The following is a 12,339-nucleotide window of genomic DNA, read 5'->3' on the forward strand; positions in this document are numbered from 1 at the left end:
AACGGAAGGTTCACAACGCATGGCAGAGCAGACCCCCATGATGCGGCAATACCTGGAGATCAAATCGGGATACCCCGACGCGATCCTCTTCTTCCGCATGGGGGACTTTTACGAGATGTTCCTGGACGACGCCCTGATCGCCTCCCGCGTCCTGGACATCGCGCTCACCTCCCGCAACAAGGGGAGCGGCGACGAGATTCCCTTTTGCGGCGTCCCCTTCCACTCCGCCTCGCCCTACATCGCCAAGTTGATCGAATCGGGCCGCAAGGTGGCCATCTGCGAGCAGGTGGAAGACCCGAAGCAGGCCAAGGGGATCGTGCGGCGCGAGGTGGTCAAGGTGGTCACGCCGGGACTTCTCATAGAGACCGAGAGCCTGTCGCCGGACGAGAACAACTATCTGCTCGCCCTGTCCGCCGGTGCGGGCGGCGCCTGGGGCTGCGCCTGGCTGGACCTGTCCACGGGGGAATTCCGGGTGACGGAGCTGGCGGGGGCAACGGCCGCAGCCGGCGAGGCGGCCTGCATCAGCCCCCGCGAGGTGCTGCTGGCCGACAACCTGGAACCGGACGACCTGCCCGCCGACCTGCGGGCCTTTCTGGGAGAGCGGATCGTCTCCCGCGCGCCCGGCTGGGTCTTCGAGCGGGACTATGCAACCTCACTCTTATGCAACCAGTTCGGCGCCGCATCGGCCGAGGCCCTGGGCCTGGCCGCCATGCCGGCGGGCCTCATGGCGGCCGGGGCCGCCCTGTACTACCTGCGGGAGAACCGCAAATCGGCCATCCCCCACATCCGGGACATCAAGGTCTACGAGCGGACCGAGCACCTGGCCCTGGACCCGGCCACCCGCCGCAACCTGGAGATCACCGCCACCATGGCCGAAGGGAAGAAGGCCGGATCGCTGTTGGGTTGCCTGGACCGGACCGCCACCGCCATGGGGGCACGGCGGCTCAAGCAGTGGCTCAGCTACCCCCTGGTGGGGTTGGAGCCGATCCGCCAGCGCCTGGCCGCGGTGGAGGAACTTCTGGAGGCCGCCGACTTGCGGGAAGAGTTGACGGCCCAGTTGCGTGAGATCGCCGACCTGGAGCGGTTGAACGGCCGCATCGGCATGGCCTCGGCCTCGGGGCGCGACCTGCGGGCCCTGCACGACTCCCTGCGCCGCCTCCCACCGCTCCTGGAACGTCTGGCCCCACTGCAGGCCGGGCTCCTGCAATCGCTGGCAACCGCCATCGACCCGCTGGACGACATCCGCGCCCTGGTGGAACGGGGCATCGTGGAGACGCCCCCCTTCTCCCTCCGGGAGGGCGGCATCATCGCGCACGGCCACAACGCCGAGCTGGACGAATTGCGGGTTATCAGCAGCGAGGGGAAGGGGTTCATCGCCCGCCTGGAGGCCCAGGAGAAGGCGCGCACCGGCATTTCCACCCTCAAGATCCGCTACAACCGGGTCTTCGGCTATTCCATCGAAGTGACCAAGAGCAACCTGGGCTCGGTGCCGGCCGACTACATCCGCCGCCAGACCCTGGCCAACGCCGAGCGCTTCGTGACCTCTGAGTTGAAGAACTACGAGGAAAAGGTGCTGGGGGCCGAGGAGCGCATCTGCGACCTGGAATACTCCCTGTTCCAAGAGATCCGCGAACAGGTGGCGGCCCAGGCCGAACGCATCTGTCGCACCGCCGACGGCCTGGCGGTGCTGGACGTACTCATCTCCCTGGCCACCGTGGCGGGGGAACGGAACTACTGCAAGCCCCGGATGGACGATACGGACGTCATCGACATCAAGGACGGCCGCCATCCGGTCATCGAGGCCATGAAGCTGGGCGAGCGCTTCGTCCCCAACGATACCCGCCTGGACGCCGACGAGAACCAGATCCTCATGATCACCGGCCCCAACATGGCCGGTAAATCCACCTACATGCGCCAGGTGGCCCTGATCTGCCTCATGGCCCAGGCCGGCAGCTTCGTCCCGGCCACCGAGGCCCGCATCGGCATCGCCGACCGGATCTTTACCCGCGTCGGCGCGGGGGACAACCTGGCCCGCGGCCAGTCCACCTTCATGCTGGAGATGATGGAGGCGGCCAACATTCTGCGCAACGCCGGTCCCAAGAGCCTGATCGTCATGGACGAGATCGGCCGGGGCACCTCCACCTTCGACGGGGTCTCCATCGCCTGGGCCGTGGCCGAGTATATCCACGACACCCCCGGCTGCCGGGCCCGCACCCTGTTCGCCACCCATTACCACGAGCTGACCGAACTGGCCACCACCAGGGAGCGGATCAAGAACTTCACCGTGGCGGTGCGGGAGTGGAACGACCAGGTCATCTTCCTGCGCACCATCATCCCCGGCGGCGCGTCCCACTCCTACGGCATCCAGGTGGCCCGACTGGCCGGCATGCCGGCGGACGTGATCGAGCGGGCCAAGGAGATCCTGCGCAACCTTGAGCACGGCGAGTTCGAGGAGGGCGCCCCGCGCCTGGCCAAGAGCAAGAAGAGCCAGCCCCAAGCCCCCTCCCCCCAGTTTTCCCTGTTCGAGAGCACGGAAGACCAGTTGCGCCTGCGCCTGAAGAAGCTCAACATCGCCACCCTCACCCCCCTGGAGGCGCTCAATTTGTTGGATGAGTTGAAGCGGATGGTGTGATATGAAAAGCATCTGCGTCTATTGCGGTTCCAGCCCCGGTCGCCAGGAGGCCTACACCGACGCCGCCCGCGACCTGGCCAAAGTGCTGGTGGATCGAAACCTGCGGCTCGTCTACGGCGGGGCCAGCGTCGGTATCATGGGGCAGGTGGCGGATACGGTGCTGCATCTGGGCGGGGAGGCGGTGGGGGTCATCCCCGACGCGCTCATGCGCAAGGAGATCGCCCACCCGAACCTGACCGAACTGCACGTGACCCGCTCCATGCACGAACGCAAGACCCTGATGGCCGAGCTTTCCGACGGGTTCATCGCCCTGCCGGGAGGGATCGGCACCCTGGAGGAGATCTTCGAGATCTGGACCTGGGCCCAGCTTGGCTTTCACGGCAAACCGTGCGGTCTGCTCAACATCGCGGGCTACTACGACGCGCTGATAACGTTTCTGGATCACACCGTGGCGGAACAGTTCGTCAGAGAGCCGCACCGCTCCATGCTGCTCGTGGAGCGGAGCCCCGGGGCGCTGCTGGACCGGTTTGCCGATTATGAACCGCCAACGGTTCAAAAGTGGGTGGGGAAAACCGAAACATAAGAAGGAGGCGCCTCATCGATTCATGCCACCGGAGCAGACCGGCCCCAATAGGTTGATACATTCAAGTATTTCTGTTAAAAGAGCATGTTACTTTTTCAATCCGATTCAGTTGAGACACAAAGTGACCCCATGACCCGATTCCTGCACATAGTTGCAAGCCTTCTCCTCCTCTCCTTCCTCCTCCCCTACCCCGCCCTGGCGGCCAGGAAAAAAGCTGTCGGCCAGACCGCCGACCCCCGCCCCTTGTCCGTTCTGGGAGAGGTGAAACACTGGTCGAACCCGGACTACACCCGCATCTCACTGGAGTTTGACCGGGACGTCACCTGGGAGGCCCATGAATTGGGCAAGGGGAGCCCCGGCAAGCCGGGCCGGGTCTATATCGACATCAACCATGCCAAACTGGGGCCGGGGGTGAAGGACATCACCATCGGCGACGGCCTCCTGAAAGGGGTCCGGCTCGGCCAGTACAAACATGACGTGGTACGGGTGGTGCTGGATACGGAGAACATCAAGGACTACAAGGTCTTCCCCCTCTCGGAGCCTGCACGGGTGGTCATCGACGTGCGCGGAGAGCGCCGCGCCGAGATCTCCCGCCTTGAGGAAACCATCTCCGCCAGACAGGAACAGGCGGCGGAGCCGAAGCCGAAACCCGAGGCACCGGTCGCCGCGGAAAAGAAGGCAAGGCCCCAGAAAAAGCCGTTCATCTCCAAGATCCGCCGGATCGTCGTCGATCCGGGCCACGGCGGACATGATTCCGGGGCACTGGGCCCCGACGGCGTCAAAGAGAAGGACGTGGTCCTGGCCATCGGCCTGAAACTGCGGGACCTGCTGAGGGACGAACTGGGACTGGACGTGGTCATGACCCGCTCCACCGATGTCTTCATCCCCCTTGAGGAACGCACCGCCATCGCCAACAAGGTGAACGCCGACCTGTTCGTCTCGGTGCACGCCAATGCCGCCCTCAACCATGTGGCCTCCGGCATCGAAACCTACTACCTCAACCTGGCCAAAACCGAAAAGGCCGCTCAACTGGCCGCCAAGGAGAACGGCACCACCCTGGAGAAGGTCAGCGTCCTGCAGGCGATCCTCTTCGACCTCATGGCCAACTACAAGCTGAACGACTCCGCCCACTTGGCCGACGAGGTTCAAAGGTCGCTGCACGGCAGGATCAAAGGCATCCATCCCGACGTCAGGAACCTGGGGGTCAAGCAGGGTCCTTTCTATGTCCTGGTGGGCGCCACCATGCCCAGCATCCTGGTGGAGACCGCCTTTGTCAGCAACCCCCAGGAAGAGGCCCGCCTCTCGGACCCCGCCTATCAGGAACAGACCGCGGAAGGCATCATGGAAGGCATCCGCGGCTACATCACCAGCCTGAAATAAGATGCCCGGCACCCTCTACATCCTGGCCACCCCCATCGGCAATCTTGAGGACATGACCTACCGGGCGGTCCGCATCTTGGGGGAGGTGGACCTGATCGCGGCCGAGGACACCCGCCACTCCCTCAAGCTGCTCAACCATTTCGGCATCTCCAAACCGCTCACCTCCTATTTCGACCACAACCAGCAATTCAAAGGCGAACGGATCCTCCAGGCGTTACGCCAGGATAAGTCGGTGGCCCTGATCTCGGACGCCGGCACACCCTGCATCTCCGATCCCGGTTTCAACCTGGTGCGCGCCGCCGTGGCCGAGGGGATCGCAGTTGTCCCCATCCCCGGCTCTTGCGCCGCCATCGCCGCCCTCTCCGCCTCGGGCCTGCCCAGCGACGCCTTCACCTTTGCCGGTTTCCCGCCCGCCCGCCAGGGCAAGCGCCGCACCTTCCTGGGCGCCATGGCCGCCCTGCCCGGAACCCTGGTGTTCTACGAGGCCCCCCACCGGTTGGAGGATACCCTGCGGGATATGCTCGAGGTGCTGGGCGAGCGGCAGGTCGTAGTGGCACGCGAGTTGACCAAGGTCTATGAAGAGTTCATCCGCGGGACGGTGGGCGAGGTGCTGGCGGCAGTTGCCGGGGGCAAGGTGCGGGGCGAGGTGGTCATACTGGTGGCACCGGGCGAAGCGGTGCAGGAGGAGAGCGAACCCCTGCCGGAACTGCTCCACCGCTTGATGCACGACGAGGGGTTGACAGTCAAGGACGCCGCCCGGAAGGCCGCTGAAATAACCGGTGTTTCCAAAAACACGGCCTATACCGAAGCCCTGCGGGTACAAAACAGCCTGAATTAGCGTTAATTACTCTGGAATGACGCGTGGATATGTGTTATAGAAATCAAATTATACTTACCTTACGGAGCTACTAAATGAAGATCTGTATCTTTGGTGCCGGCTATGTCGGTCTTGTGGCGGCGGCCTGTTTCGCCGAGAGCGGCAACAGCGTCATCGCCGTTGATGTAGACAAATCAAAGATAGATGGCCTTAGAGAAGGCATCATACCGATCTACGAGCCGGGCCTGAAGGAGATGGTGCTGCGCAACCAGGCCGAGGGACGGCTTTCCTTTACCACCGAGATGGCCGAAGCTGTGCAGGCGTCTCTGGTCTGCTTCATCGCCGTGGGTACCCCGCCGGGCGAGGACGGTTCGGCCGACCTGAAATACGTCCTGGGGGTGGCCCGGGATATCGGCCGCGCCATGAACGGCTTCAAGATCATCGTGGACAAGTCCACCGTGCCGGTCGGCACGGCCGACAAGGTACGTGAGGCGGTCCGGGACGAACTCGCCTCCCGCGGCGCGGCCTTCGAGTTCGACGTGGTCTCCAACCCCGAATTCCTCAAGGAGGGGGCGGCCATCGACGACTTCATGAAACCCGACCGGGTGGTGATCGGCACGGACAACGTGCGCACCGCCGAGATCATGAAGGAGCTGTACGACCCCTTCATGCGCAAGCAGAACCGCCTGATCGTCATGGACATCCGCAGCGCCGAGATGACCAAGTACGCGGCCAACGCCATGCTGGCTACCCGCATCTCCTTCATGAACCAGATCGCCAACCTGTGCGACTGCATGGGGGCCGACGTGGCCGCCGTGCGGGAGGGGATCGGTTCCGACACGCGCATCGGCTACGACTTCCTCTTCCCCGGCCCCGGCTACGGCGGCTCCTGTTTTCCCAAGGACGTGAAGGCCCTGATCAAGACCGCCGAGGAGTGCGACTACGATTTCCTGCTGCTCAGGGCGGTGGAGGATGTGAACGAGCGCCAGAAGGAGGTCCTGGCCGACAAGCTCATCAAGGCTCTGGGCTCACCGGACACGGAGGGACGGCCGCTCGGCGGACGCACCGTGGCCTGTTGGGGGCTTTCCTTCAAGCCGCGTACCGACGACATGCGGGAGGCGCCCTCCATTACCATCATCGAGCGCCTGCTGGCGGCCGGGGCCACCGTGCGCGCCCATGACCCGGAAGCGCTCAAGGAGGCCCAGAAGGTCTTCGGCGACCGGATCGAATACAGCACCAACCAGTATGCGATCCTGGAAAACGCCGACGCCCTGGTCGTCATCACCGACTGGAGCGAGTACCGCAACCCGGACTTCGACCGTATCAAGGCCGCTCTGCAAAAACCGCTCGTGGTCGACGGACGCAACCTCTACAAGCCGGACCGCATGGCGGCCGCCGGGTTCAACTACATCCCCCTGGGACGCTGTAGCGGCTTGACCTGCGGGGCGGTGAAATAATGCGCATCCTGGTCACCGGCGGCGCAGGATTCATCGGTTCGCACCTGTGCGAGCGGCTCCTGGGCGAAGGACACGACGTCATCTGCCTGGACAACCTTTTCACCGGCAGCAAGGACAATATCATCCACCTGATGGACAACCACCGCTTCGAACTGGTCCGCCACGACATCGTCGAGCCGATCCTTCTGGAGGTGGACCGCATCTACAACCTGGCCTGTCCGGCCTCGCCGGTGCACTACCAGTACAACCCGGTCAAGACCGTCAAGACCAGCGTCATGGGCACCATCAACATGCTGGGGATGGCCAAGCGCGTCAAGGCCCGCATCCTGCAGGCATCCACGTCGGAGGTCTACGGCGATCCCCAGATGCATCCCCAGACCGAGTCCTACTGGGGCAACGTCAACCCCATCGGCATCCGCAGCTGCTACGACGAGGGGAAACGGGTGGCCGAAACCCTGATGATGGACTACCACCGCCAGAACCAGGTGGACATCCGCATCATCCGCATCTTCAACACCTACGGCCCCCGGATGGCCGAAAACGACGGCCGCGTGGTGTCCAACTTCATCATCCAGGCGTTGCGCAACGAAGACATCACGGTCTACGGCGACGGTTCCCAGACCCGGTCGTTCTGCTTTGTCACCGACCTGGTGGAGGGGATGTGCCGCATGATGGAATGCGACGATTTCATCGGCCCGGTCAACCTGGGCAACCCGGTTGAAAACACAATCCTTGAGTTTGCCGAAAAAATCATTACAATTACAGGATCAAGATCCAAGGTGATCTTCAAGCCCCTGCCCCAGGACGATCCCAAACAGCGCCGCCCGGACATATCGCTGGCCGGGGAGAAGCTGGGGTGGCAACCGCAGATCGGACTGGAAACAGGACTGGCAAAGACGGCCGAGTATTTTGCCGCGCGGATAGGCAAAGGATAACCACGTGAAGCTGCCCTTCCAGAAAAGGATGTACCTCTTCCCGGCCGGATGCCTTGCATTCATCCTTTTCTTCACCGTCTTCGGCGACAAGGGGCTTCTGCGCATCTACGAACTTCGCGCGGACATCGCCGGGACGGAAGAGCGGCTAAACGCCACCAGGGTGGATAACGAGAAACTGAAACGGGAGATCATCGCCCTCAAGTCCGACCGCCGCTATCTGGAAAGCATAGCCCGCAAGGATTTCGGGTTTGTGCGCAACAATGAGGTGATCTACCAGTTCCCCCAGGAAAAGAAACAACCCTAAGAGGTTTTTCAATAGCCTGCTAACAGGCTGATCAAGGAACCATCCATAATATGATACGAAATCGAATTGCCGTCCTCGTCGAAACAGCCCTGCAGACCGCTGCCGCAGAAGAAGAACTACTCTCGTCCCCCTTCCCCGCCGTCATCATCGGAACCCCGGATAACCCGGACCACGGGGATTTTTCCTGCAATATCGCCATGCAGATGGCCAAGGGCGAACGCAAGGCGCCACGCCAGGTGGCCGAGATCATCATCAAACATCTGGGCGACGGCAAGGGCCTTCTGGCCAAAACCGAAATCGCCGGACCCGGCTTCATCAACCTGTTCGTCACCCCATCCGCCTGGCAATCCACCCTGCCGGAGATCGAGAGCCAGGGTACGGACTTCGGCCGCACCGCGACCGGCGCGGGGAAAAAGGTACAGATCGAATTCGTCAGCGCCAACCCCACAGGACCTTTGCACATAGGCCATGGCCGCGGGGCCGCCATCGGCGACACCCTCTGCCGTATCCTGGGGGCCGCCGGCTGGGCGGTGACCCGCGAATTCTACTACAACGACGCCGGCCAGCAGATCAGCAACCTGGCGCTCTCCGTCCAGGCGCGCTGCCTCGGCATCGAACCGGACGATCCCCGCTGGCCCACGGACGGCTACCAGGGCGAATACATCAAGGACGTGGCCACCGCCTACCTGGGCAGGGAAACCGTGGAAGCCAGCGACCAGCACACCACCGCCTCTGGCGACCCCCACAACCTGGACGCCATCCGCAGCTTTGCCGTGGCCTACCTGCGTCGGGAGCAGGACCTGGACCTGGCCGCCTTCGACGTGGCCTTCGACGTCTACTCCCTGGAGTCGGCCCTCTACGCCGACGGCAGCGTGAACGAAGTGGTCGAGCGGCTGATCGCCAACAAGCATGCCTACGAACAGGACGGCGCCCTCTGGCTGCGCACCACCGACTTCGGCGACGACAAGGACCGGGTGATGCGCAAGAGCGACGGCGCCTACACCTACTTCATCCCGGACGTGGCCTATCACCTGAACAAATGGAAGCGGGGCTTCACCCGGGTCATCAACGAACAGGGCGCCGACCACCACAGCACCATCACCAGAGTGCGGGCCGGCCTCCAGGCGCTGGATATGGGTATCCCCCAGGGATGGCCCGAGTACGTGCTGCACCAGATGGTCACCGTCATGCGCGGCGGCGAAGAGGTCAAGATCTCCAAGCGGGCCGGCAGCTACGTCACCCTGCGGGACCTGATCGATGAGGTGGGACGCGACGCCACCCGGTTCTTCTTCCTGATGCGCAAGGTGGACGCCCAACTGGTGTTCGACATCGACCTGGCCAAGCAGCAGACCAACGAGAACCCGGTCTACTATGTCCAGTACGCCCATGCCCGTATCTGCAGCATCTTCGAAAACGCCGCCGAAAAGGGTTTCACGGCCCCCGAACAACCGGGTCCTGAAGCGCTGGCGCTCCTCACGACCCCGGAGGAGTTGCAGCTTATAAAACTGCTGTGCGCCCTGCCGGACACCATCGACGACTGCGCCGTCCATTTCGAGCCGCACCGCCTCACCTACTACCTGACCGAGCTGGCCGGCTGTTTCCACAGTTTCTACAACAAAAACCGGGTCATCACCGAAGACACCGCCTTGACCTCTGCGCGCCTCTACCTGCTCAAACGCACCGCCCAGACCCTGAGGAACGCCCTCGCGGTCCTGGGCATATCAGCACCTGAACGGATGTAGCGGAGTTTCCCATGAGGATCGATTACAGCGAACCCAAGAAGTCATTCACCACACCCCAGAGCGCCAATCGTCCCCGCAAGGAACCGACGGCGCGGTTCAGTGTCATCCTTGTCGTCACCGGCCTGGCTACCTTTGCCGCCGGTTTCGGCTCAGGCTGGTTCCTCTCCCAGCGGGCCGCCAAGAAATCGTTCCAGGCCGCCATGGAGCAGACCAGCCTGGAAAGCTCGCCGCAGCAGAACGCCGTCCCGGTGAAGGCCGTGCCGCCCCAACCGGCCGCCCCAACCCCCACCCAGCCGCCGCAGCCCGGCGCCGTGCCGCCCAACGGTCAGCCCCAGACCATGCCCGAACCGCCGCTCAGCTTCTACAAGACCCTGCCCAGCGGCCAGAAGAACAACGTCATGGGGAGCGGCATAAACACCAAAGAGGACAAGGGCAAGCAACCGTTGCAGGCCGCCATGCCGTCGAACGTGATCAGGCAGGCCCAACAACCCGGCAATGAGGCTGCGAAGCAGGGCACCGACAAGGCCACGGCCGAGAGGCCGGCACGGCAGGATTCGAACGGCTTTACGGTCCAGGTCGCATCCTATACCCTGAAATCCGAGGCAGAGGCGGTACGAAGCAAACTGGCGGGCAAGGGATACAACGTATTCGTGACCGAGTCCAACCAGGGAGACAAGGGGACCTGGTACCGGGTGCGCGTCGGCAGAAGGCTCGAACAGGACGCGGCCAAGGAATTGTCCGGCAAGATCGGCAAGGGCGCCATCGTCATCCCGGACAAGGATTGACAGGTTGTTGAAAAACAGTCACCTCGCCGCCATCCTCGAAAGCCCTCTTGTGCGGCGTAGCGCTGCTACGCCTCCGCAGGGCTTTCTACGGGTGCGACGATCTGACTATTTTTGAACAACCTGAATTTTTCAACAGCTTGTTAAGTGACTCTGCCTTTATTTATCGACATCGATCACTTTTTTTATTGACAGATAAAACAGTTTGGACTATAAATAGGATTCTTCAATTGACGCGGGGTGGAGCAGTCTGGTAGCTCGTCGGGCTCATAACCCGAAGGTCACAGGTTCAAATCCTGTCCCCGCAACCAAAACATAACAGCCAGTTAGCTTGCAAAGCTAACTGGCTTTTTTGTTAGGCTGGCGCAGGTGGCGATACATATCCTGCCAGGGTGGTATATACAAGCGCCACAGATGTCCCCGCCTGCCCGCACAAACCTTTCCAAGCATGCAATCCCTACATAATAACCACATCCCCCAATAGCACATCATCTTTTGTCACCACACCGGACCCGGCCGATTCGGACCAACTCACATATGTAATGATTTTAGCTCAAGGGGGCCTCGCTTTTATATACCGCGCATCCGCCCCTTCCCTTCCTGACAACCAGTAGCTGAACCGGTCTCACCGAAATCAGCTCTCGCGCAATTCATTATTGCATCCCAGCGCATTGGATGCCGAAATACTCTTGCACCTGCATTCTATCCTTGACAGTACCGGCCGAATTCGCTATACGTAGTCATATGACTACGTATGCTGCAAAATCCCCGAATGAACTGACGCAACGCCAACGCCAGGTGTTCCAGTTCATCGTGTCGTATTCCGACAGCAAAGGCTTCCCGCCCAGCCAGCGTGATATCGCCAAGCACCTGAACGTGTCCGGCACACTGCCCGTTATGCGGCATCTGGATGCGCTGGAGCGCAAGGGTTACATCAAGCGGGAAAGCGTGAACCGGGGAATCACCTTGACGACGCCCCACAGCCGGAACGTCTCCCTGCCTATCGTCGGCACCGTTCGGGCCGGACAGCTTTCCACAGCTATCGAGGACATACAGGGATACTTTTCCGTCGATCAGGTGGCGGTCAGGGGAGAGGGATGCTTTTTTTTGAGGGTCAGCGGCGAGTCAATGATCACTGCCGGTATCCTTGACGGCGACCTTGTCCTGGTACGCCCGCAAAAAAATGCCGACAACCGGGAGATCGTGGTCGCCATGGTCGATGGCGACGCGACCGTCAAGCGGTTCTTTCGGGAGCCAGGTTACATCCGGCTGCAACCGGAAAATCCGGATATGGAGCCGATCATCGTTCGCCCGGAGGATGGCGAAGTTACCATTGTCGGCAAGGTGACCGGCGTCTTTCGGCAACTGTAGGCCAAAAATTCAGGAGGGATATTATGGAACCCATTACCTTGTGTGGAATCGTGATAGTGGCATTCGGTTTGTGGATCGAAGGAGAATCACTGGTAAAAAGACTTGCCCGTTCCTTTTGTCGCAGCAACCTGCTGAAGAGAATCATGGCGCTGGCGCCGTCCGAGCAAAAACCTGTCTTCGCTAACCGGTATGTTCCTTACTCCCCTCACTAGATTTGCCGTTTATGCGGGGCTATAAGCGCAGTGCCGGTCATTCTTGCAACACGCGGATGCAACTTCACCGATTAGACTGGCTTTTAATATATAATTTTTGCCCCCTCATACCCCGAAGATCACA

Annotated in this window: 11 protein-coding genes and 1 tRNA gene; all 12 read left to right on the forward strand. The window is 61.9% G+C overall.

The genetic code is table 11. The features are described 5' to 3' along the window. Nucleotides 1-19 precede the first annotated feature (19 nt). The 12 genes from mutS to LDN12_RS12320 all read left to right on the forward strand — a co-directional run bounded on the left by mutS (nucleotide 20) and on the right by LDN12_RS12320 (nucleotide 12,215). Complete coding sequence (gene mutS, locus LDN12_RS12265) at nucleotides 20-2,632, forward strand: DNA mismatch repair protein MutS (RefSeq protein WP_223922947.1); 2,613 nt, start codon at nucleotides 20-22, stop codon at nucleotides 2,630-2,632. Between the two features lies 1 nt (nucleotide 2,633). Further along, on the forward strand, nucleotides 2,634-3,215 hold the full coding sequence (locus LDN12_RS12270; protein WP_223922948.1) for a TIGR00730 family Rossman fold protein: 582 nt from the start codon (nucleotides 2,634-2,636) through the stop codon (nucleotides 3,213-3,215). A gap of 129 nt (nucleotides 3,216-3,344) precedes the next feature. Next, nucleotides 3,345-4,595: an N-acetylmuramoyl-L-alanine amidase gene (locus LDN12_RS12275; protein ID WP_223922949.1), complete on the forward strand. Its 1,251-nt coding sequence runs from the start codon at nucleotides 3,345-3,347 to the stop codon at nucleotides 4,593-4,595. Nucleotide 4,596: 1 nt separating this feature from the next. Continuing rightward, entirely contained in the window at nucleotides 4,597-5,433 is an 837-nt protein-coding gene (rsmI, locus tag LDN12_RS12280) for a 16S rRNA (cytidine(1402)-2'-O)-methyltransferase (RefSeq protein WP_223922950.1), read from the forward strand. A 74-nt stretch (nucleotides 5,434-5,507) separates the two neighbouring features. Further along, a complete protein-coding gene (locus LDN12_RS12285; protein ID WP_223922951.1) occupies nucleotides 5,508-6,869 on the forward strand; it encodes a UDP-glucose/GDP-mannose dehydrogenase family protein in 1,362 nt (453 codons plus the stop codon). Further along, the gene (locus tag LDN12_RS12290) at nucleotides 6,869-7,804 is read left to right on the forward strand and encodes a UDP-glucuronic acid decarboxylase family protein (protein WP_223922952.1); all 936 of its coding nucleotides are present in this window, start codon (nucleotides 6,869-6,871) and stop codon (nucleotides 7,802-7,804) included. The genes LDN12_RS12285 and LDN12_RS12290 overlap by 1 nt, the downstream gene beginning before the upstream one ends. 4 nt (nucleotides 7,805-7,808) lie before the next feature. Continuing rightward, nucleotides 7,809-8,108, forward strand: coding sequence for a septum formation initiator family protein (locus LDN12_RS12295; protein ID WP_275951779.1), 300 nt, complete (start codon nucleotides 7,809-7,811; stop codon nucleotides 8,106-8,108). Between the two features lie 50 nt (nucleotides 8,109-8,158). Then, on the forward strand, nucleotides 8,159-9,850 hold the full coding sequence (argS, locus tag LDN12_RS12300; RefSeq protein ID WP_223922953.1) for an arginine--tRNA ligase: 1,692 nt from the start codon (nucleotides 8,159-8,161) through the stop codon (nucleotides 9,848-9,850). Between the two features lie 11 nt (nucleotides 9,851-9,861). Next, nucleotides 9,862-10,635 (forward strand): SPOR domain-containing protein, encoded by a 774-nt coding sequence (locus LDN12_RS12305; protein ID WP_223922954.1) that lies wholly within the window; start codon nucleotides 9,862-9,864, stop codon nucleotides 10,633-10,635. 231 nt (nucleotides 10,636-10,866) lie between these two features. After that, a tRNA-Met gene (locus LDN12_RS12310) sits at nucleotides 10,867-10,943 on the forward strand. Between the two features lie 433 nt (nucleotides 10,944-11,376). Then, nucleotides 11,377-12,003, forward strand: a complete 627-nt coding sequence (lexA, locus tag LDN12_RS12315) for a transcriptional repressor LexA (RefSeq protein WP_223922955.1) — start codon at nucleotides 11,377-11,379, stop codon at nucleotides 12,001-12,003. 23 nt (nucleotides 12,004-12,026) lie between these two features. Beyond that, nucleotides 12,027-12,215 carry a hypothetical protein gene (locus LDN12_RS12320; protein WP_223922956.1) on the forward strand — a complete coding sequence of 63 codons (189 nt, stop codon included), beginning with the start codon at nucleotides 12,027-12,029 and terminating at the stop codon, nucleotides 12,213-12,215. Nucleotides 12,216-12,339 lie beyond the last annotated feature (124 nt).

Origin of the sequence: Geobacter sp. AOG2 (assembly GCF_019972295.1) — a bacterium.
Classification (GTDB): Bacteria; Desulfobacterota; Desulfuromonadia; order Geobacterales; family Pseudopelobacteraceae; genus Oryzomonas.

Coding starts and splice junctions, on each gene's coding strand:
- rsmI (WP_223922950.1), top strand. CDS start 4,597: ATGCCCGGCACCCTCTACATCCTGGCCACCCCCATCGGCAATCTTGAG.
- LDN12_RS12275 (WP_223922949.1), top strand. CDS start 3,345: ATGACCCGATTCCTGCACATAGTTGCAAGCCTTCTCCTCCTCTCCTTC.
- LDN12_RS12320 (WP_223922956.1), top strand. CDS start 12,027: ATGGAACCCATTACCTTGTGTGGAATCGTGATAGTGGCATTCGGTTTG.
- lexA (WP_223922955.1), top strand. CDS start 11,377: ATGACTACGTATGCTGCAAAATCCCCGAATGAACTGACGCAACGCCAA.
- argS (WP_223922953.1), top strand. CDS start 8,159: ATGATACGAAATCGAATTGCCGTCCTCGTCGAAACAGCCCTGCAGACC.
- LDN12_RS12305 (WP_223922954.1), top strand. CDS start 9,862: ATGAGGATCGATTACAGCGAACCCAAGAAGTCATTCACCACACCCCAG.
- LDN12_RS12270 (WP_223922948.1), top strand. CDS start 2,634: ATGAAAAGCATCTGCGTCTATTGCGGTTCCAGCCCCGGTCGCCAGGAG.
- LDN12_RS12285 (WP_223922951.1), top strand. CDS start 5,508: ATGAAGATCTGTATCTTTGGTGCCGGCTATGTCGGTCTTGTGGCGGCG.
- LDN12_RS12290 (WP_223922952.1), top strand. CDS start 6,869: ATGCGCATCCTGGTCACCGGCGGCGCAGGATTCATCGGTTCGCACCTG.
- mutS (WP_223922947.1), top strand. CDS start 20: ATGGCAGAGCAGACCCCCATGATGCGGCAATACCTGGAGATCAAATCG.